The organism is Mangrovimonas futianensis (assembly GCF_021245805.1).
In the GTDB taxonomy this organism is placed as follows: domain Bacteria; phylum Bacteroidota; class Bacteroidia; order Flavobacteriales; family Flavobacteriaceae; genus Mangrovimonas; species Mangrovimonas futianensis.
This window is the reverse complement of record NZ_JAJJNF010000003.1, coordinates 400,988-421,833: the sequence shown is the minus strand read 5'-3', so window position 1 is coordinate 421,833 and position 20,846 is coordinate 400,988. Positions and strand designations below refer to the sequence as shown.

The 20,846-nt window shown below is 36.2% G+C and carries 23 protein-coding genes; 8 read left to right on the top strand and 15 right to left on the bottom strand.

The annotated features are described in order from the left end of the window. Window positions 1–33 precede the first annotated feature (33 nt). From hisS to rpsF, 5 genes are read right to left on the bottom strand one after another with little or no spacing between them, the layout of a single operon-like run. Window positions 34–1,404, bottom strand: coding sequence for a histidine--tRNA ligase (gene hisS, locus LOK78_RS07270; RefSeq protein ID WP_232634475.1), 1,371 nt, complete (start codon window positions 1,402–1,404; stop codon window positions 34–36). Between the two features lie 32 nt (window positions 1,405–1,436). Next, window positions 1,437–1,904 carry a DUF6495 family protein gene (locus LOK78_RS07265; protein WP_166959903.1) on the bottom strand — a complete coding sequence of 156 codons (468 nt, stop codon included), beginning with the start codon at window positions 1,902–1,904 and terminating at the stop codon, window positions 1,437–1,439. A 60-nt stretch (window positions 1,905–1,964) separates the two neighbouring features. After that, complete coding sequence (gene rplI / locus LOK78_RS07260) at window positions 1,965–2,429, bottom strand: 50S ribosomal protein L9 (protein ID WP_053972558.1); 465 nt, start codon at window positions 2,427–2,429, stop codon at window positions 1,965–1,967. 13 nt (window positions 2,430–2,442) lie between these two features. Next, window positions 2,443–2,742, bottom strand: a complete 300-nt coding sequence (rpsR, locus tag LOK78_RS07255) for a 30S ribosomal protein S18 (protein WP_197276757.1) — start codon at window positions 2,740–2,742, stop codon at window positions 2,443–2,445. After that, window positions 2,742–3,080, bottom strand: a complete 339-nt coding sequence (gene rpsF, locus LOK78_RS07250; RefSeq protein WP_053972556.1) for a 30S ribosomal protein S6 — start codon at window positions 3,078–3,080, stop codon at window positions 2,742–2,744. Before rpsF ends, rpsR begins: the two co-directional genes overlap by 1 nt. Window positions 3,081–3,280: 200 nt before the next feature. Here rpsF and LOK78_RS07245 point away from each other — a divergent pair, with 200 nt between their 5' ends. Beyond that, window positions 3,281–3,976 carry a LytR/AlgR family response regulator transcription factor gene (locus tag LOK78_RS07245; protein ID WP_053972555.1) on the top strand — a complete coding sequence of 232 codons (696 nt, stop codon included), beginning with the start codon at window positions 3,281–3,283 and terminating at the stop codon, window positions 3,974–3,976. Here the strand turns inward: LOK78_RS07245 and priA are convergent. The 4 genes from priA to LOK78_RS07225 form a co-directional block, all read right to left on the bottom strand. Continuing rightward, complete coding sequence (priA, locus tag LOK78_RS07240) at window positions 3,973–6,426, bottom strand: replication restart helicase PriA (protein ID WP_232634474.1); 2,454 nt, start codon at window positions 6,424–6,426, stop codon at window positions 3,973–3,975. The genes LOK78_RS07245 and priA overlap by 4 nt on opposite strands. 4 nt (window positions 6,427–6,430) lie before the next feature. Next, on the bottom strand, window positions 6,431–7,372 hold the full coding sequence (locus tag LOK78_RS07235; RefSeq protein WP_053972553.1) for a YihY/virulence factor BrkB family protein: 942 nt from the start codon (window positions 7,370–7,372) through the stop codon (window positions 6,431–6,433). Between the two features lies 1 nt (window position 7,373). Then, window positions 7,374–8,231, bottom strand: a complete 858-nt coding sequence (gene nadC, locus LOK78_RS07230; protein WP_232634473.1) for a carboxylating nicotinate-nucleotide diphosphorylase — start codon at window positions 8,229–8,231, stop codon at window positions 7,374–7,376. 125 nt (window positions 8,232–8,356) lie between these two features. Continuing rightward, window positions 8,357–9,571 (bottom strand): putative outer membrane beta-barrel protein, encoded by a 1,215-nt coding sequence (locus LOK78_RS07225; protein WP_232634472.1) that lies wholly within the window; start codon window positions 9,569–9,571, stop codon window positions 8,357–8,359. A gap of 146 nt (window positions 9,572–9,717) precedes the next feature. Here LOK78_RS07225 and LOK78_RS07220 point away from each other — a divergent pair, with 146 nt between their 5' ends. Both LOK78_RS07220 and rlmH read left to right on the top strand, forming a co-directional pair. After that, window positions 9,718–10,521, top strand: a complete 804-nt coding sequence (locus LOK78_RS07220) for a hypothetical protein (protein ID WP_232634471.1) — start codon at window positions 9,718–9,720, stop codon at window positions 10,519–10,521. 16 nt (window positions 10,522–10,537) lie between these two features. Further along, window positions 10,538–11,011: a 23S rRNA (pseudouridine(1915)-N(3))-methyltransferase RlmH gene (gene rlmH, locus LOK78_RS07215; protein WP_232634470.1), complete on the top strand. Its 474-nt coding sequence runs from the start codon at window positions 10,538–10,540 to the stop codon at window positions 11,009–11,011. 1 nt (window position 11,012) lies between these two features. Here the strand turns inward: rlmH and hpf are convergent, their stop codons facing one another. Further along, window positions 11,013–11,312 carry a ribosome hibernation-promoting factor, HPF/YfiA family gene (gene hpf, locus LOK78_RS07210; RefSeq protein WP_166959879.1) on the bottom strand — a complete coding sequence of 100 codons (300 nt, stop codon included), beginning with the start codon at window positions 11,310–11,312 and terminating at the stop codon, window positions 11,013–11,015. A 160-nt stretch (window positions 11,313–11,472) separates the two neighbouring features. On the opposite strand from hpf, the gene LOK78_RS07205 reads away from it, so the two are divergent. The 3 genes from LOK78_RS07205 (at window position 11,473) to LOK78_RS07195 (ending at window position 14,801) form a co-directional block, all read left to right on the top strand. Next, window positions 11,473–12,057 (top strand): non-canonical purine NTP diphosphatase, encoded by a 585-nt coding sequence (locus LOK78_RS07205; protein WP_232634469.1) that lies wholly within the window; start codon window positions 11,473–11,475, stop codon window positions 12,055–12,057. 119 nt (window positions 12,058–12,176) lie between these two features. Then, complete coding sequence (locus tag LOK78_RS07200) at window positions 12,177–13,934, top strand: DEAD/DEAH box helicase (RefSeq protein WP_053972545.1); 1,758 nt, start codon at window positions 12,177–12,179, stop codon at window positions 13,932–13,934. Between the two features lie 87 nt (window positions 13,935–14,021). After that, the gene (locus tag LOK78_RS07195) at window positions 14,022–14,801 is read left to right on the top strand and encodes a carboxypeptidase-like regulatory domain-containing protein (RefSeq protein ID WP_053972544.1); all 780 of its coding nucleotides are present in this window, start codon (window positions 14,022–14,024) and stop codon (window positions 14,799–14,801) included. 34 nt (window positions 14,802–14,835) lie between these two features. On the opposite strand, the gene LOK78_RS07190 is transcribed toward LOK78_RS07195, so the two are convergent. After that, entirely contained in the window at window positions 14,836–15,210 is a 375-nt protein-coding gene (locus tag LOK78_RS07190) for a VOC family protein (RefSeq protein WP_232634468.1), read from the bottom strand. Window positions 15,211–15,234: 24 nt separating this feature from the next. Next, on the bottom strand, window positions 15,235–15,903 hold the full coding sequence (locus tag LOK78_RS07185; RefSeq protein ID WP_232634467.1) for a TrmH family RNA methyltransferase: 669 nt from the start codon (window positions 15,901–15,903) through the stop codon (window positions 15,235–15,237). Window positions 15,904–15,960: 57 nt separating this feature from the next. On the opposite strand from LOK78_RS07185, the gene LOK78_RS07180 reads away from it, so the two are divergent. After that, window positions 15,961–16,638 carry an SIR2 family NAD-dependent protein deacylase gene (locus LOK78_RS07180; protein WP_232634466.1) on the top strand — a complete coding sequence of 226 codons (678 nt, stop codon included), beginning with the start codon at window positions 15,961–15,963 and terminating at the stop codon, window positions 16,636–16,638. A 1-nt stretch (window position 16,639) separates the two neighbouring features. On the opposite strand, the gene LOK78_RS07175 is transcribed toward LOK78_RS07180, so the two are convergent. Beyond that, window positions 16,640–17,284, bottom strand: coding sequence for a sterol desaturase family protein (locus LOK78_RS07175; protein ID WP_232634465.1), 645 nt, complete (start codon window positions 17,282–17,284; stop codon window positions 16,640–16,642). A gap of 172 nt (window positions 17,285–17,456) precedes the next feature. Here LOK78_RS07175 and LOK78_RS07170 point away from each other — a divergent pair, with 172 nt between their 5' ends. Continuing rightward, window positions 17,457–18,539 carry an endonuclease/exonuclease/phosphatase family protein gene (locus LOK78_RS07170; protein WP_232634464.1) on the top strand — a complete coding sequence of 361 codons (1,083 nt, stop codon included), beginning with the start codon at window positions 17,457–17,459 and terminating at the stop codon, window positions 18,537–18,539. Here LOK78_RS07170 and guaB read toward each other — a convergent pair. Both guaB and LOK78_RS07160 read right to left on the bottom strand, forming a co-directional pair. Further along, window positions 18,523–19,995 carry an IMP dehydrogenase gene (gene guaB, locus LOK78_RS07165; RefSeq protein ID WP_232634463.1) on the bottom strand — a complete coding sequence of 491 codons (1,473 nt, stop codon included), beginning with the start codon at window positions 19,993–19,995 and terminating at the stop codon, window positions 18,523–18,525. The two genes, LOK78_RS07170 and guaB, sit on opposite strands and share 17 nt — an antisense overlap. A 92-nt stretch (window positions 19,996–20,087) precedes the next feature. Further along, window positions 20,088–20,804 (bottom strand): Insecticidal toxin complex protein, encoded by a 717-nt coding sequence (locus LOK78_RS07160; protein WP_232634462.1) that lies wholly within the window; start codon window positions 20,802–20,804, stop codon window positions 20,088–20,090. Between the last annotated feature and the right edge of the window lie 42 nt (window positions 20,805–20,846).

Genomic DNA, 20,846 nt, shown 5'->3' with positions numbered 1-20,846 from the left:
GGAGCCTCGAACAAAGTTCGGGGCTTCCTTTTTTTATTTAAATTTAGCAATAAGCTCTGTTAAAGTTAAAGAAACTTGCTCCCCAGATTTCATGTGTTTTAAAGTAAAGGTCTGTTGTTCCATTTCTTTCTCACCCACCAACACAACATATGGAAGCCCTCTTTTATCGGCATGCTTCATTTGTTTACCCATTTTAGCCGTATCAGGGTAAAGTTCAGAGTGGATTCCTTGTTCCCTTAAAGCTTTAATTGCTTTCATAGCATACAAGGCTTCATCGGCACCAAAATTGATAAACAAAACATCCAGAGTCTTGGTCACTGTTTCAGGAAATAATCCAAGCTCTTCCAGTACCAAGTAAATACGATCCAAACCAAAACTGATACCGACGCCACTCATATTTTTCAACCCAAAAATTCCGGTCAAATCATCATAGCGACCACCTCCGCCGATGGATCCCATTTGAACACCCTTTGGCGCCGCTACTTCAAAAATAGCTCCTGTATAGTAATTTAAACCTCTAGCCAAGGTAACATCCAATTGCAATTGGGCCGTTTTTAAACCTAGCTCAGCAATGGCTTTTTCAATAAACTGTAATTCCTCAATTCCTTTTATTCCTTCCTCAGAGGCACTTAAAATATCCTGTAATTGAGAAATCTGGGCACCAAAATCACCACTTAAAGAAAAAAGTGGTTGAAGCTTTTCAATTCCTTCATGAGAAATTCCTTTACCTATCATTTCTTCCTTAACCTTCTCCTCTCCTATTTTATCCAGCTTATCCAAAGCCACTGTAAAATCAATCAATTTATCACTGGCGCCAATCACCTCTGCAATTCCAGATAGGATTTTACGGTTGTTGATTTTGATGGTAACTCCCTCCAGTTTTAAAGCGGTGAAAACAGCATCATACAATTGTACAAACTCCACTTCTTGCCATAAAGAATCAGATCCCACCACATCGGCATCACATTGATAAAACTCTCTAAAACGTCCTTTTTGAGGTCTGTCTGCTCTCCAAACAGGTTGCATTTGATACCGCTTAAAAGGAAATTCTATCTCATTTTGATGTTGGACCACATAACGTGCAAATGGTACGGTTAAATCATAACGTAAGGCTTTTTCTGAAATATCTACAGCTAACTTTGTAGAATCCTTTGTTTGGTAGGCTGCTTCATCCACCTTTTTTAGGTAATCACCCGAATTCAGAATTTTAAAAATCAAGCGATCCCCTTCATCTCCATATTTTCCCATTAAGGTTTCCGAATTTTCAAAACTCGGTGTTTCAATAGGTTGAAAGCCGTAAGTCTCAAATTGGGAACGAATGGTAGAAAATATATAGTTTCTTTTAGCTACCTCGCTCGGGCTAAAATCTCTGGTTCCTTTAGGAATGCTTGGTTTTTGTGCCATGTTATTCTGTGAAATTTACCGCAAAAATAGAACTAGTTAATCAATTTATCAAAGTAATTGAACAATTCACCTTTGGTAATGACGCCTCCTTGACGAATCAATTGAAATTTATCCAAATTTCTATCTTCAGAATAGTCTTTCTTGGCCTGTAAAAACTCCACCTCATCGCTCATAAGGTTCTGGCGCAACCACCCATAACCTTCATCTGTGGTGATGTCTTGATCATTTTTAATTTTTACGGCAATAACATGCATGTTCTTGTCATTCAAATAAAAAAGATGCATCTGCTGTGGCGAGATGTGTTCAATATAACCAACTTGATTTAAAACGCCTTCCCAAATCAAATCACTAAACACGTCTAATTCCTGTTCGGCTAATTCCGGTTTGTTGACCTTTAAATGATCCCACTCCTCTGCCGTAACCGATTGGGTGGCCAAAAAGTTGATAAATTCTTGATGCAGTTCTTCAAACTGCTCTTTGGTTAATCTTGCGTACTTCATAATAAATTCAATAAAAAAAGCCCCAACGTTGGTTGAGGCTTTTTGATGTTTTGAGTGAAATTAGTTACTTGCAGGAATTACCTCAAATGGGAATTCAAAAATAACGTCTCTATGCAAACGGATTACAGCATTGTACTGCCCTAAACGCTTGATGTTTCCACCAACTATAGTTACAAATCTTTTATCGATGCTGTGACCTTCTTTCTCAATAGCGTCTACCAAATCCATAGTAGTAACTGATCCAAAAAGTTTATCACCAGCAGAAGCTCCTTCAGTTGATTTAGCAGGGATTTTGATCTCCAATGCTTTAACTGCTTCAGCTACTTTTTGAGCATCTTCAACAATTTTCTTTTCTTTAAAAGCTCTTTGCTTTAAATTTTCTGCCAATACTTTTTTAGCTGATCCTGTAGCTAAAACGGCAAACCCTTGAGGAATTAAAAAGTTTCTACCATAACCGTTCTTAACTGTTACAATATCGTCTTTAAATCCTAAATTCTCAACGTCTTGTTTTAATATAAGTTCCATCGTTATGATATTTTTATTTTAATAAATCTGCCACATAAGGCATTAAAGCTAAATGACGTGCTCTTTTGATAGCTACAGATACTTTTCTTTGGTACTTTAAAGAAGTTCCTGTTAAACGTCTTGGTAAAATTTTACCTTGTTCGTTTACAAATTTCAATAAGAAATCTGGATCTTTATAATCGATATACTTGATTCCAGACTTTTTGAAACGACAATACTTCTTAGCTTTGTTAGTTTCTATATTAAGCGGAGTAAGATATCTGATTTCTCCGTCTTTCTTTCCTTTTGCTTGTTGTTCTATAGATGACATAATTACGCTTTTTGTTTGTTTCTGTTTCTTCTTTTCTCAGCCCAAGCAGCAGCGTGCTTGTCTAGTTTTACAGTTAAGTAACGCATAAAACGCTCGTCACGTCTGAATTCAAGCTCTAATTGAGTGATAGCATCACCTTCTACTTGATATTCAAATAAGTGATAAAAACCACTTTTTTTGTTTTGGATTGGGTAAGCCAATTTTTTTAGACCCCAATCTTCTTTCGAGATCATTTTTGCTCCTCTGGAAGTCAGAAACTCTTCGTATTTCTGTACTGTTTCCTTTATCTGTGTTTCAGATAAAACGGGATTCAAAATGAAAACAGTTTCGTAATGATTCATAATTGTTTATCTATTAATGTTAAAAATGGGTGCAAAAATAATTATTTATTTCTTATATTGCAAAGTAATCCCCTTAATTTTTCTCCCTCACTCAAACATTGTTAATATTTTGTTAAAAATGTATTTTATCGATGTTTTTTGGTTTTTAACCGAATTTTTTGTACTATTGTCGATATCTTAACCGAAATAAATTAAATGTTATGACTTTAAACTGCGTAGTAGTTGACGATTCAGCCATACAGCGACTATCAATAGTCAAACTAATTGAGAGTCATCCAGCTCTTAATTTAATTGCTGAGTACAACAGTGCCCTAGAAACCAAAAACGGTTTAAATACTCATAAGGTAGATCTAATATTCTTGGATATTGAAATGCCCGTATTGAATGGATTTGAATTACTGGATGTATTAAATAATAAACCCCAAATTATTTTTGTAACCGGTAAAACAGAATATGCTTTTAAAGCATTTAATTATGATGCTACCGATTATTTGCACAAACCGATTACCAAAGAGCGTTTTAATACGGCTGTTGAAAAAGCTATAGAGCAGCACAAATTAAGACATGACTTCAACGAAGAAGAAGGTGAACACATCTTTGTAAAGAGTAACCTTAAAAAACGTAAAGTTTATATTAAAGACATTAAATGGATTGAAGCCCTTGGTGACTATGTAAAATTAGTAACCGAAGATACCAGTTTGGTGGTGCTTTCTACAATGAAAGCATTTGAAAAAGAATTACCAGAAGGTAAATTCTTGAGAATTCACAAATCCTATATTGTGAACCTCGATAAAATTGATCGTTTCAACAGTAAAAATGTTGAAGTTGGGGCTTATGAAATACCATTAAGTAGAAATAAAAAGACGCAGTTGGTTGACGCGCTTAATAATATTTAGTAGTTATCTACATTTAATATTACCCGAACCGACCTAAAATCTTTTACACTCAAGAAGCTATTATTAATTTTAATGATAGCTTCTTTTGTTTTTGACAATGACTGTTTGGGAGGTATTTTGACCAATATGTGTTTGATATATTGGTTTCTTATTCTAGCTACTGGCGGATACTCAGGACCTAAAACCCCACTTTTAAAAACCATGCGTAATGATTTGGCATACCACTCGGCCCCTAAATTAACCTTATTGTAATCCTTATGTTTTAAGGATATTTTTATCAATCTATAAATAGGAGGATATTTATAATTATGGCGTTCATCCATTTGCTCCTTAAACATCTCCAAATAAGAGTTGGTAGAAACTTGCTGCAAGATGGCATGATACGGATTATAAGTCTGTATCAATACTTTCCCCCTTTCTTTGGTTCTTCCTGCCCTTCCAGAAACCTGAACCATCAATTGAAAACTCCGTTCGTGAGCCCTAAAATCAGGGAAATTAAGCATATTATCAGCATTCATAATACCAACCAACTTGATGTTTCTGAAGTCCAGCCCTTTTGTTAGCATTTGGGTACCCACAAGGATATCGATTTCCTGCTGCTCAAAAGCATTGATTATTTTCTCATACCCATACTTCCCTTTAGTGGTATCCAAATCCATCCGGGCAATTTTAGCATCAGGAAATAGTACGTTGGCCTCCTGCTCCACCTGCTGCGTCCCAAAACCCTTAGTATCCAATTCAACACTTCCACAAGCTTCACAAGTCTTAACCATGACCGTATGATATCCACAATAATGACACCGCAACTGATCTCGATATTGATGGTAGGTTAGACTTACATCGCAATTGGGGCATTGCGGGGAATGACCACAGGTTTGGCATTCAATAATAGGTGAATATCCCCTCCTATTTTGAAATAAGATAATCTGATAACCCTCAGCCAAAGTTTCTCGCATTTCTTCAATCAATCGATCACTAAAATGACCTGTCATTCTCTTTTTGCGATGCTTTTCTTTGATATCCACTAGTTCTATATCCGGCATCAGAACATCATTAAATCTCGTAAACAAAGAAACCAATCCATATTTACCTTGCTTCGCATTATAAAAGGTTTCCAAACTAGGTGTCGCCGATCCCAACAAGGTTTTGGCTTGAAACATATGCGCTAGAATGACAGCCGTATCCCTACCGTGGTACCTAGGAGCAGGATCAAATTGCTTGAAAGATTGCTCATGTTCTTCATCTACAATGACCAATCCCAAATTTTTAAATGGCAATAGTACAGCCGATCTGGCTCCGAGAACAATTTGAGCCTTTGGTGAGTTTTCCAAAATTTGGTTCCAAACTTCTACGCGTTCGTTAGAAGAATACTTGGAATGAAAGACCGCTACTTTTTCTCCAAAATAGGTTTGAAGACGATTAACCAGCTGTGTGGTTAAAGCAATTTCAGGAAGCAAATAAAGGACTTGTTTGCCGAGATCCAAAACCTCCTGAATAAGCTTTACGTAGATTTCTGTTTTCCCCGAAGAAGTCACGCCATGAAACAAAACAATATCTTTTTCTTCAAAAGTTTTTTTGATTTCTTGGTAGGCCTGATTCTGATCTTCAGAAAGTAATTTGGTTTCAGAAGACACCTCACCTTCAAATTGAATTCTATCTGTTTGAAAATAATACTCAGTTAAAACGCCCTTATCAATCAGCGCCTTTACTATGGCGCTTGAAGCACCACTCTCCTCCGTTAATGCGGATACTTTAATCGGTTTTTTGGTTTTTGCCGACAGTGAGAAAAGTGTCATTACCACATCACGTTGCTTACGGGCACGACTTAACTCTTCCAACAACCCATGCAGTCCTACTTCAGAGGTATATTCATCTCCCAATTTGACATATCGCACCAACTTTGGGGTATATTTTTCAAAGACTTCTTCCTGAACAGAAATGGCCTGCTTTTCCAAAAGTCCTTTAATGACCGGAAGCACATTCTTTTTATCCAAAATCCCCATGACATCCTGAATCTTTAGAGAGGATTGATGATGGAGGGCTTCCCACAACATGAATTCATCATCTTCCAAATCAGCATCGCTTATTTCAACATCCTGACTTTTTAAAATAACCGTTTCGCTTTCCAATATAAAGGCATTGGGCAATGAAGCTCTCATAACCTCTCCCACCGTGCACATGTAGTAATCGGCGATCCAGTGCCATAGTCTCATTTGTCTTGAGGTGACTATGGGCGACTCATCGAGTATTTGCTCTATGGGTTTGGCCTCATAAACCAAAGGTGCTTGTTCATGTATTTTATATACAATACCGGTATAAATCTTGCTTTTACCAAAAGGAACTGACACCCTAACCCCTGGAATTAGGAATGTTGCCTCAGCTTCTGTTATACTATAAGTAAACAGATTGGAAATAGGAATGGGAATAATGACATCAATAAAGTATGACATCTGCCTAAGCGTTTTTTCTATTTTGTTTTTTCAATCGGTTTAAGGTAGCATTCAGCTCATACCCTAATAGCAAAATAGTAGAGTTAAGCCATAGATAGAACATTAAAATCAGTAAAGCCCCTATAGAACCATAGAGTTCGTTGTACCTTCCAAAGTTCTCAATATACAAACCAAACAAATAAGAATTCAAGATAATCAATAAGGTAGTAAACAAAGCACCTATAGAGAAAAATTTAGAATGTCTCCCTTCCTTGGTTCCAAAATAATACAAAGTCGCAGTGGCCAAAAAAGCCGTAAGTACGAAAAAAGCATACTTGGCAAGGTTTAACCATTGGGGCACATTCTGTTTATCTACTAAACCGTATTGCTCCAGATTCTGACTGATATAGATTTGTATGTACCCAAGTACCACGACGTTCAAAATCAATAAAAAGGCTAAAATCAAAGCTACCCCAAGAGCAAAAACATATTGTTTAAAAGGATTTCTGGTCAATTGCTCGTGATAGGAACTTTCAAATCCAGAAAAAACGGCATTGATACCATTGGCCATCAAAAAAATTGAGGCAAACAACACTGATGAAATCAAACCACCGTTTGCCGTATTATCAATATTGACAAAAATATTATCAAAAAAGAAGTCTGACGTACTGGAAGGCAAAAAGGAATTTAAAAACTTTAGAAATTCAATTTTAAAATCGTCAATCGGAATATACGGTATGACGATTAACACAAACAATAAAAATGGAAATAGGGCTGTAAAAAAACTAAAGGCAATAGCACTGGCTCGGGTGGTAAGAGCTCCTTTAACAATACCTATCCCATATAGTTCTAAAAGGTCATAAACTGAAAGTCCCTCCAGACCGGGTAGTTTTAATCCTTTTAGCAGTTTCACCAACAGATTAACAATTGGAATTTTTTCCAGTTTGTCTTCTACCTGTTTGGTCATATTAAACTGCTTTTAGGCTCAAATCCATATTATAAATGGAATGGGTCAAGGCTCCAGATGAAACAAAATCAACGCCACATTCAGCATATTGTCTTACAGTTCTTTCATTGATATTACCCGACGATTCAGTTTGACATGCATCCCCAATCAAAGCAACAGCTGCCCGGGTTTCATCAAAATCAAAATTGTCCAATAGAATGCGATCAACACCTCCACTAGCTAAAATTTCCTTGATTTCATTTAAATCGCGCGCTTCAACTATAATTTTTAAATCCTTATGATGGTCTTCTAGGTATTGTTTTGTTTTTTCAATAGCTTCTGGGATTCCTCCCGCAAAATCAATATGGTTGTCCTTTAACATGATCATATCATAAAGTGCAAACCGATGATTTTCTCCCCCACCTATCTTAACGGCCCATTTTTCGAGTGCCCGAATACCTGGAGTTGTTTTTCTTGTATCTAAAATTTGAGTTTTGGTTCCATCCAATAGGTCAACAAACATTCTTGTTTTAGTGGCTATGGCACTCATTCTTTGCATCGCATTTAAAACCAATCGTTCCGCTTTCAAAATGGCTTGAGAAGGACCTTCTACAAAGAAAACAATATCGCCTCTTTTTACATTTCTTCCATCATTGATAAACGTTTTCATCTTTAAACGTTTATCAACATACCGAAATACTTTACGAGCAAATTCTACACCAGCTATCACACCTTCATCCTTCACTAACAATTTGGCTTTTCCCATGGCATCTTCAGGAATACAAGCCAATGAGCTATGATCTCCATCACCTACATCTTCTCTGATTGCATTGGCAATAATAAGATCTAATTCAGTTTCAAATTGTTTTTGACTTATCATAAGTGGTGTATTTTAATGTAAAAATACTAATTGATTTTTGAATTATTCACGACCAGCCCAATTTAAACTGAAATCTAAAAAAGTTTAAAAATATGTTGCCTTTTAAACCAAAGTCAAAGAATACCTTAGAAAAAGGTATACCCCAGTATGGCAGAAACACTTGTAAAATTGGTATTCCAATTGGCATATTCTCCCAGTAGGTTCCGATTGGTAGAATATCTAATCTCTGCACTCATTCTATCCATGAATTTATACCCCAACCCAAATGCAAAAAACCCTTGGCTTTTAATATCCAAATCACTTCTCCCATCAAAATCCACTTTTGAATCACCAAAGTTTATCACAAAAGCATGGGAAGCATTGATAAACAATTTGGACTTTTCACTTAGCACAAAATAATGTCTTAAACCCAAATTCAAATCTAGAGCTTGATAATCTATGGTTGATTCATATTCAAAAATCCCGATAGGTTCATCATTACTAGCCTTAAAAGCTTGATAAGTGGGCTCAAAAAACACGGCCCATTTATTTTTACCCGCAGGAAGGACTAATTCCAATTCAACTCCCACTCTTATACCTGTCTGTTGTCCATAATCGACATCTCCAAGCACAATACTAGTAGGATCAGGGGATAACAACTCTAAAGAAGAGAATGTTACACCTGGTCTTAAAGACACATTAAGGTCTATCTTACCTTGACTTTTTTTGTAAACCAAATAATTCGAATTTTGACATTCGTTATAAGCAATAAATAATTTAGATAAATCCCGCTCCTTATATTTAGTGTTTCTTATTTCCGAATCCTGAATACCTTCACATTTCAACTGGCTATAAATCTGCTTTTTAAAAGTGTTATTCTCAGTAATTTTATAGCTCCCATCTAACAAATAGGTTTTATATATCAAGGGCTCTAGCTCTCCCCCATTCATCTGATAATAAAAAGCTGGTCTTTTAGGACCATCATAGAAATAAAGATTTGCGCTTCCTTCTACAATAGCTCTTAAAAATATTTCTTGCTCTTCAAATACAGGCTCTTGATTGTAATCCAAATCCTCTAATGCTGAAGAAGAAACATCGACCTTTGTCTTTCTTTTGATGTATTTTATATGTTCTGAAATTCCAAACTCTATAATAGTTTCCATACGTACTGACTGTATATCACTATTTTCAGAAGATTTATACTCCAAATTTGCCGGTAATTTTAAATAGGATTCATCTTTAATCAGGCAATCCGTGCGGTTTCCTGATTCATTGGTGAAGTATCCGGCAATAAATTGGTTTTGAGCAATAGCGGAAAAACTAAATAATAGGGCTAGCAAATAAAAATAAGTAGATTTCATGTAAAATAGTTGGTTAAAATTTAGGTTATGCGAAAATACGTTTCTCGAAATGAAAAACCACAAAGTTTAATTTTTAAAAATTTATCTTAGATTAATTTGAAAAATCAAATTACTTTTAACTACCTCAAAATCTATCAACTTAAAAAATGAAATTTTTCTTTAAATTATCCATTCTATTTTTGTCATTACTATTTACTCGGAACAGCACCTTGCTAGCCCAAACCAACTCAAAACCAATAATTTACCTTGATGAAAATCAAAATCAAACCAACGAATCCATATTTGTAGCAAAACGCAAAAACTTTCTATACACTTCCACAAAATATAAATTAGACACTTTAGACATATATCTGTTGGTGAATGCCTATGAATTTGGAAAGTTAAATCAGCAAGAAAACGAGCAAATAAGAAACCTCATCTCAAGAGACAAGGCTCAAGAAATCAATGGGGATAAAAATATCATAATAAGCTACATGGATACCCTGAGAGGGTATAAGCCTTATTATAAAGGAAATTCAAATCAACTGGTTACATCAGAAAAAAAACACACGAATAGATTAGTAAAATTTGATAATAGGCAAGAAAAATGTAAAGAACAATTTAATGTATTTAATACAGAAGTAATATACTATTTCGGGTCAAAAGAAAACTTCAACTATAAGCCCAAACATTTTGAATGGAAACCCATACCGGAACCAATTTTTGACATCTTTTTTCAAACTCATTTTTCTAGACACATCTTATTAAAACCCAATGGAGAATATTTTATTTACCGATATATGCCAGAAAAAATATTGAAAAAGTTAATTGGTACTCCGTGGGATTCTTACTTTAATGATTTTGAAACAGCAAAAAAAACAGGCACATTTAATCGTCCCGGAATTTTCAGTAAAATTGTACCTTCAGGTTATCATTCCAGTAATGGGTGTTATCAAGATTCCTATTTTTAATTAACTGAAAACTAATATGACTATCAAACTCATCGCCATAGGAAAAACAGACAATAAGAGCCTCCAAACTTTAATGGACGATTATCAGAAGAGATTGGGGTTTTATATCAAGTTTGAGTTTGAAATTATTCCCGATATCAAAAATTCTAAAAACCTGAGTGAGGACCAACAAAAGCAAAAGGAAGGAGAACAAATCCTTTCTAAGGTGACTAACTCAGATATTTTGGTTTTACTTGATGAAGGAGGCAAACAAATGGATTCGGTAGGGTTTTCTGAATATTTACAGAAACACATGAATTCTGGAATCAAACAATTGGTATTTGTCATAGGCGGCCCCTATGGGTTTTCACCTGAAGTATATGCCAAAAGTAATGGGAAACTGTCACTTTCAAAAATGACCTTTTCCCATCAAATGATTCGTCTATTTTTTATAGAACAATTATATCGCGGATTCACCATTTTAAGGAATGAACCCTATCATCATAGGTAAATTAATGCGTTGAAAACGTATGCTTCCGTTTTTTTAATTGTTTATCCAAATCGCTAATAGTTTCTTTAACGGACAATTCAAAGTTTTTCTCATTAGATGTAGCAAAAATTCGTGGCCCAGGCAGGCTTAATTCCATATTACAAATATGCCCTTGCTCCTTTTGGTTGTTATCCAACTTAAAGGACACATCGCATTTAATTAACCAATCGTATTTGTCAAAGATAGATCTTAACTTCTTCTCAGTATAAGCAGAAAGAGCTTCACTGGCATCCATATTAACGTATTGAATATGTACAGTCATAATTAATAGTTTTAAATTTATTACATAATAAAAATACAACCAATTTCACAAAAATCAGCTGATGAATATCACAATTTAATGATAAAATTCCTTTCTAGAATCAGGAATTTCTAGGTACCTCACTAAATGTCATTATCTTTACTTCAAGAAATATGTTTTTATGAAAATTGTCTTTGCTACACATAATCTCAACAAACTAAAAGAAGTCCAAAAAATAGTACCTGAGGGCATTGAGTTACTCAGCTTGAACGATATCAATTGCTTTGAAGAAGTACCAGAAACCCAATTGACGATAAAGGGAAACGCTCTTCAAAAAGCAGAATTCATTAAACAACACTACCATGTTGATTGCTTTGCTGACGACACGGGACTTGAAGTTGAGGCGCTTAATGGCGAACCTGGTGTTTTTTCTGCTAGATATGCTGGCCCACAAAGAGATTCTGAAGACAACATCCAAAAGCTATTGACAAATCTCCAGAATCAAACCAATAGAAAAGCTCAATTTAAAACAGTGATCGCCCTAAGCCTCGGAGATGAGATGCACACCTTCACCGGAATCTGCGAAGGAGAGATAACCAGAGAAAAACATGGAGATGGCGGTTTTGGTTATGATCCTGTGTTTAAGGCAACTGGTTATTCACAAACCTTTGCAGAAATCTCTATGGAAGAAAAAAACAAAATTGGACACCGCGGAAAAGCCATCCAACAATTAGTTTCTTTCCTTAAATCATTAGAAGTCAAATAAAAGTGTATCTTTGCGCCTTAATTCCTCAGGGTGAGGATGTGTTACAAGAAGTTTTGGTTATAAGTATGTCGATTCGCTTCTAGGTAACACCTGTTAATAAATCGCATACTTATTATTAAATGAACGCATTCCAAAAACTTGGTCTTGAGGAACCTATTCTTCATGCCATCAATGACATGGGTTTTAAAACCCCAAGTGAAGTACAAGAAAAAGCCATTCCTATTTTATTGTCTGAAGATAGAGACCTTGTAGCTTTAGCTCAAACAGGAACGGGTAAAACGGCAGCTTTTGGGTTTCCCATGTTACAAAAAATCAATGTTGATAGTCGTACGACCCAAGGACTTATTTTATCACCAACACGTGAATTATGTCTTCAAATCACTAACGAACTGCAACAATACGGAAAGTACTATAAGGGACTTAACGTAACAGCTGTTTATGGTGGAGCCAGTATTACCGAGCAAGCAAAACAACTTAAACGAGGATCTCAAATTGTGGTAGCCACTCCGGGAAGAATGAAAGATATGATCAGTCGTAAAATGATTGACATTTCAAAAATTGAATATGCCGTTTTGGATGAGGCCGATGAGATGTTAAACATGGGCTTCTATGAAGATATCAACGATATTTTATCACATACCCCAATAGAAAAAAATACCTGGTTATTTTCAGCCACAATGCCTAAAGAGGTTCATGTTATTGCACAGAAATTCATGGTTAATCCATTGGAAGTTACTGTAGGTAGCAAGAACGTTGGTAGTTCTCAAGTAAGCCATGAATACTATGTGGTAAACGGACGAGATAGATATTTGGCTTTAAAAAGATTGGCCGATGCCAATCCAGATATTTTCTCTGTAGTGTTCTGTAGAACCAAAAGAGACACTCAAAAAGTAGCAGAAAAACTAATTGAAGATGGATACAATGCTGGTGCGCTTCACGGGGACTTAAGTCAAAACCAACGTGACCTCGTTATGAAGGCTTTCAGAAATAACCAAATCCAAATGTTGGTTGCTACTGATGTTGCTGCAAGGGGAATTGATGTCGATGATATTACCCACGTCATCAACTACCAATTACCAGATGAGATTGAAACCTACACACACAGAAGTGGTAGAACAGGTCGTGCTGGTAAAACAGGTGTTTCTATGGTTATTGTTCCTAAAAGTGAACTTAGGAAAATCAAAGCCATTGAAAAAGTCATCAAAAAAGAATTCGTTAAAAAAGACATTCCAAGTGGAATGGAAATTTGCGAAGTTCAATTGATGTCCTTAGCTAATAAAGTGCACAACACAGAAATTAATCATGAAATTGATGGTTACTTAGATACCATCAACGATTTGTTTCAAGATACAACCAAGGAAGACTTGATTAAAAAGTTCTTCTCTGTTGAGTTTACAAGATTCTTTGAATATTACAAAGGTTCCAAAGACCTCAATTCCGAAGCAAAACATAGTTCTGAAAGAGACACCAGTAATGAACAATCCACAAGATTTTTCATCAATGTTGGAAAGAAAGATGGCTACAGCTGGACCAGTTTAAAAGATTTCTTACGTGAAATTCTTCAAATGGGACAAGATGATATCTTTAAGGTAGATGTTATGGATAGCTTCTCCTTCTTCAACACGGAATCCCATTTAGAAAAGCAGGTATTGGATTTCTTTACCGACTTTAAATACAACGGTAGATTTGTTAATGTAGAAGTCTCTGATAACAAAGGCGGCGGAGGCGGAAGAGACCGTAAAAGGGGTCGTGGTAAAAGACGTGATGGTAAGGGATTCAAATCTGAAGGAAGAGGTTTTAAATCTGATAAAGGATTTAAAAAAGGAAAAGGCGCTAAAAGCTCTGGATCATCTAGACCAAGACGTTCCAGACGTTAAACCTTTCTGTTAATTTTTAGTCAAAAATAAACAGGAAATTAACGGTTTTCTTTTAGTTTAGTATTTTTATGGCTAACTTATGATAGAATGAAACAACTCATCCTCCTAATAACTTTATGCTTTTGCTCTGTTGTTGTGTTTGCACAAGAACCGACCACGGTGCTGGGTAAAGTAATTAATGCTACTGACGGTTCCACCATGGAAAAGGTTAATATTGTAAATATCAACCAAGTGAAAGGAACAGCCACCAATGGCGAGGGGAAGTTTGAAATACAAGCTAAAGCAAACGATACGCTTTATTTTTCATATTTAGGTTTCAAATCTATCAAAGTGCGGGTTACCAATGACTGGTTGAAATATGGTGAGTCCACCATTGAAATGACTGAATTGGCCTTCGCTCTGGAAGAGGTGGTCATCAATCAGTTTAATTTGACTGGTGTACTGGAAGTAGATATCAAACAGGTACCAATCAATAATAATTACAGGTACAGCATTTCTGGGTTGCCATCAACAGGGTATGAAGCAGGTCGTTCTTCTAATGCGGTAACACGTGTTTTAGGAGCCGTATTTAATCCAGCCGATTTTCTTTATAGCGTCTTTGGGAAAGAACCCAACGAAATGAAAAAGCTAAAGAAAATGAAGCAGGACGATGAAATCAGAAACCTGTTGGCCAACCGTTTTGACAGAGAAATGTTGACAGCTCTTTTACAAGTCGATCGTGTGGATTTGGACGAAATTGTAAGACAATGTAATTATTCCAAAGGCTTTATAGAAACGGCCAACGATTTGCAAATTCTGGATGCCATCAGTCAGTGTTACGAAGAATACAAAGTTCTAAGCCGAACGAAACGTTCGGGACGATTATAAAAAATAAAAAGGCGATGTAATTACTTCGCCTTTTTTATGCTCTAGAATGTAAGGCTATTCGATTACCTTCACTATCTATAAATGCTGCCATATACCCATGTTCAGGGGATATTTGTGTCTTTGGTTGGTATATCTTTCCTCCTACAGATTCGATTCGATCCAATTCTATTTGCACATCATCACTCATAAAATAAATCAACGTACCTTCTTCACTGGGAATGTAGGTGTCCTGCTTGATTAAGGTTCCTTGAGCACCTATAACTTCTCCTCGATCAGGAAACCAGCCCATTACAAGCCCTCCAAAATCATGTACTGCAATTTCCACGTTAAAAACCGTTTCGTAAAATGCTTTGGCGCGCTCCATATCAGTTACTGGAATTTCAAACCAACCTACCATATTTCGATTCATGACATTTCGTTTAAATTAAGATACTTAAGTTACGGAATTTTTGGATGACTCGTAACGTTTCAAAATCTCGTCAAAAGTTTTAATGGACTTTTTAGCCCAATCAAAACGCTTCTCTAATTTTTCTTGTTCAGACAATTGCCAAGGAATAGCACTTAATTTTAATTGTGTAGTAACATGTTGCAAAATAATAGCAGCCGAAACCGATATGTTTAAACTTTCAGTAAAACCTACCATAGGAATTTTTAAATAGCAATCAGCCTCATCCAAAACTTCCTGAGACAAACCTTGTTGTTCTCTTCCAAAGAAAAAGCAGGACTTTTTGGTCGCGTCAAACTCATGCAACAAACAATCATTGGTATGTGGCGTGGTTGCTACAATTTGATATCCCTGCTGTTTCATTTCCTTCAAACAGTCCTTTACTGATTGATACCTATGAATATCAACCCACTTTTGGGCACCCATCGCAATTTCCCTATCGATGCGTTTGGCATTTTGCTCCTCAATCACCTGAACATCCTGAATCCCAAATACGTCACAACTCCTTATAACCGCGCTGGTATTGTGTAATTGATAAACATCTTCCGTAGCAACTGTAAAATGTCTTGTTCGCCCTTCCAAAACTTCCAAAAAACGATCTCTTCGAGATTCGGTCATAAAGGATTCTAAATATTCAATAAGTTTTAAATCGGTCATTTTTCAAAGATAATTGAAATTCATAATTTGCAAGGACAATACGCAATAGGAATCCTAATGAAACATTTGGTAGTATTAACTGGAGCTGGTATTAGTGCCGAAAGCGGCATTAAAACATTTAGAGATGCAGATGGCCTCTGGGAGGGACATGATGTTATGCAAGTGGCCTCTCCTCAAGGATTTTCACAAAATCCAGAATTGGTCCTAGACTTTTACAATCAAAGAAGAAAACAACTTCTAGAAGTGTCACCTAATGATGCCCATCTAGCTTTAGCTGCACTAGAAAATAATTTCAAAATGTCCATCATCACTCAAAATATTGATGATTTGCATGAACGTGCAGGAAGTTCAAACGTGTTGCATTTGCATGGAGAATTACTGAAAGCCAAAAGCACCAAAGATGAATCCCATATTGTTTCTTGGACCAAGGATATAAACATTGGTGATCTATGCCCTAATGGGTATCAAATGAGACCACATGTTGTTTGGTTTGGAGAAGCAGTTCCAATGATAGAAAAAGCGGTAGATATTTGTTTAACGGCAGACATCCTTCTGATAATAGGAACTTCCATGCAAGTCTACCCTGCTGCTAGCTTAATGCATTATGTGGCAGATGATATCCCTATTTACTTCATTGATCCCAATCCAGCCATGGCATCCAATAACAAAATTACCGTGATACCTGAAAAAGCATCTACAGGCATGAAACTATTTGAAAAACTGGTAACCTCTTGATTTACCTTTTTTGAGGTTTTGGGGGCATGGTTCCAAATACCTTATCCCAAAACGTATTAGAAACCCCATAAGCCTTGTCAGGGTATTGGAAATGGTGTAAGTTATGATGATGCCATAAATGCTTAAAACGCTTTGGTGGACGCTTTACATGTATAGCACGGTGCACAAAAGAGTACATTAAATATCCTAAAAAGAAACCTGGAAAGTATCCCCATGTTAAATTAGGAAATCCAAAAATCCAAAATAGCAGATAAAAAATACCAAACAATAAGGAAGCTAAAATCAATCCTGGAACTGGAGGCATCAATAAACGCTCTTCATCTTTAGGATATTGATGGTGTGACCCATGCATGATAAAGTGAAACCTTTTGGTCCATCTCCATTCGTTATACCAATGAAACAGGTATCTATGAAGCAAATATTCGGCTAAAGTCCACGACGCAAATCCAATCGCAAATAAACCTAAAAATCCAAGTACAGAAATACCCTTCATAGCAATAGCTACATAGGCTATAGCCGCAATGGTAATTCCATAAACAATGATATTGGAAATGGGATTGGTTTTGGTCAAGCTTTCCAAAAATGGATTTTTAAAAATCTGAGCTTGTCCAGTTTGAAAATCGGTGGTGACCCTATGTGGTTTCATATAAGATGAAATTTTAGGGTGTAAAGATAAAAAAGAAGCTTGATACTCAAAAGTAGATTAAGCTAAACCCCTAAAAAAAAACAGATTCGTAAAAGAAATCCGAGATACGAGGAATTATGGCATTAAATCGACGAGATTTTGTATTTTAAAGCAAAATTAATCCTTTAATGTATTGAATTTAAAATCCTTCTTATACACATTAGGTACATTAGCTGTTGTTATGACATGCCTTCCTTTACTACCTTTGGATGCTTGGTGGATTAGAATGTTTGATTTTCCTCATGTACAACTAACGGTTTTTACTTTAATCGCCTTGGTGTCCTTTGTTACCAAATTTAAAATAGATGATTGGAAAGAATATGTCTTTGTGGGAGCATTGATAAGCTGTTTTATTTATCAAGGCATCAAAGTATATCCTTACACACCTACAGCCTCTTTGGAAGTCAAGGACAGCTCCAAAACTCAAAAAAATCAAGTTTTAAAACTGTACACAGCCAATGTGCTTCAAAAAAACAAGCACTATGATACCATAAACCAACAAATTCACACTTTAAAACCTGATATCATCTTATTGACCGAAACCGACAAAAAATGGAGAAATGCGATAGTTTCTCAACTACCGAGTGACTATAAATATCGAAAGGAGGCTCCTTTGGACAATACCTATGGAATGGTTCTTTATTCTAAATTGGAATTGAAAAATCCAGAAACCCATTTTTTGGTTAATGATAGCATCCCCTCTATGAGTAGTGAGGTAAAACTGCCTGATGGAAGTTGGATTCAATTATACACCATCCATCCTACTCCTCCCATGCCACAAGAAAATCCCATGTCAACTGATCGGGATGCTGAAATGATGATTGTGGCAGAAGAATGTAGAAATTCAAAATTACCTGTCGTCGTTTTGGGAGATTTTAATGATGTAGCATGGTCAAAAACCACCAACCTTTTCCAACGTACTGGTGAATTACTGGATCTGAGAAAAGGTCGCGGATTTTATTGTTCCTACGATGCCAATAACATGATTTTTAGATGGCCTTTGGACCACCTTTTCATTTCTGACGAATTCAGACTGAAAAAAGTCATGCTTTGCGATAAAACAGGATCTGATCATTTTCCTTTTTACACAGAGTTAACCTATGAACCCAATTTGGCACATGAACAAACTCCTGAACCTCCAACAGAATTGGAGTTAAAACAAGCCAATGATCAGATTAAACAACTTAGGAAAAAAAGACCTATCGCGAATAATTAGGTGATTCCTTAGTGATGGTCACATCATGCGGATGACTTTCATTGATTCCCGATGCCGTAATTTTCACAAAACGACCATTTTCTTTTAAGGTCTCAATATCCTTAGCACCACAATAACCCATTCCAGCGCGTAAACCTCCTACAAATTGGTGAATGCTCTCAAACAACTCACCTTTATATGGCACACGACCAACAATTCCTTCTGGAACCAATTTTTTAATATCATCTTCTACATCTTGGAAATAACGATCTTTACTACCTTTCTCCATGGCTTCCAAAGATCCCATTCCTCGGTAAGATTTAAATTTTCTTCCTTCATAGATAATGGTCTCACCCGGAGATTCTTTTGTTCCGGCCAATAGAGAACCTAACATCACACTATCAGCACCAGCAGCAATGGCCTTTGGAATATCCCCTGTATAACGAATACCACCATCAGCAATAACTGGAACACCTGAACCTTTGATAGCTGCAGCCACTTCCAAAACAGCAGAAAATTGAGGGAATCCAACCCCTGCTACTACTCTAGTAGTACAAATAGAACCAGGACCTATACCTACTTTGACGGCATCAGCACCTGCTTCAACCAAATACTTGGCTGCTTCTGGAGTGGCAATGTTTCCAACTACTACATCCAATTGCGGAAATTTTGTTTTTACTTCTTTCAATACAGCAACCACCCCTTTGGTATGTCCGTGAGCGGTATCAATAATAACCGCGTCTACTCCAGCATGAACCAAAGCTTCAACACGTTCAACAGCATCACCTGTAACACCAACAGCCGCTGCTACTCTCAAACGACCAAACTGATCTTTATTAGCCTTTGGTTTTTGGGTCAATTTGGTAATATCTCTAAACGTAATCAAGCCTACCAATTTGAAATCCTTATCAACAACGGGAAGTTTTTCAATTTTGTTTTCTTGTAAAATGACCTCAGCATCCATCAAAGAAGTACCTTCTCCTGCCGTAACCAAATTTTCAGAAGTCATGACTTCCACAATAGGACGTTGGATGTTTCTTTCAAAACGCAAATCGCGATTAGTAACAATTCCTTTTAAAACCCCTTGATCGTCAACAATAGGAATTCCTCCAATGCTATGCTCAGCCATGTTTTGTTTGGCATCAACCACCTTAGCACTTAAAGGCAATGTCACAGGGTCTATAATCATCCCACTTTCAGCACGCTTAACACGTCTTACTTTGTTGGCTTGTTGTTCTATTGTCATGTTTTTGTGCAACACACCAATTCCTCCTTCCCTAGCAATAGCAATAGCCATCCTACTTTCTGTAACCGTATCCATAGCGGCAGAAACAATAGGGGTGTTTAAAGTAATATTTCTTGAAAATTTAGTCTCTATACTAACTTCGCGAGGAAGAACTTCAGAATAAGCTGGAACTAAAAGGACGTCATCATAGGTTAAACCTTCACCTAGAATCTTGTTTTGATGTGCAGTCATGTTGCAATTACGTTTATAATTGCGGGCAAATTTACATATTTTTTTTCACTTTAAATCCCATGGAAATTATAAATGAACGTTAAGTTTCATATTTATTCCTCAGTTGTGTAAATTTCCTTTTTAAAATGAGGCCTTAGCTTTTCTAAGGCATATTGGTAGCGTACATCTGCATTGGTTATATCTCCCTGAAAACGAATATCTTTTGGAACCATCAATCCATAGAAGCCTTTCCCTTTTGCCATTTTTTCAATGGTATGTAAAGTCTTTTCGTCCACCTCACTATAAATGGGTCCCAACCATTGAAATTGTTCCATTTTCAACATGTCCTGGTCCCAAGAGAGCGCTTCATCCCCTTGAATAACTTTTCCTTTCAGCAATTTATCTACGGGATCAAAACAAGCATTAAAGACGGTAACACTCCCCATCTCTGCATACGTTTTTATCTCCTTACTTGTAAAAATGGAATAGGGAAATACCTTTATCAAAGCCAATTTTTTAGAAATATAATGAGCCATAGTAGGCCAAACAATCTCATACCCCCTTGCCACTAAAGTCTCATTGAGCCACACATAAAAATCTCGACGTTGTTTAATGGTGGTATACTCCTGAGGTAATTGATGTTCTAAATTATAGAGATTCGCCTTTTGCCAAACCAGAGTGTTTTGCTTTCTATCTTTTTTCAACCAGTCTGAGGGACCCAATTCTTTCAGATTTGTAGTCTTTTGATAGGTTTTTAAACATGGCCACTCACTAGCAGAGACAAAACACCCAATTAACATAAGGCATAAAAAAAAGAAGGTTTGTTTCATGATAAGGTCAATTAAAGCTAAAATAAATCATTTTTTAAACTT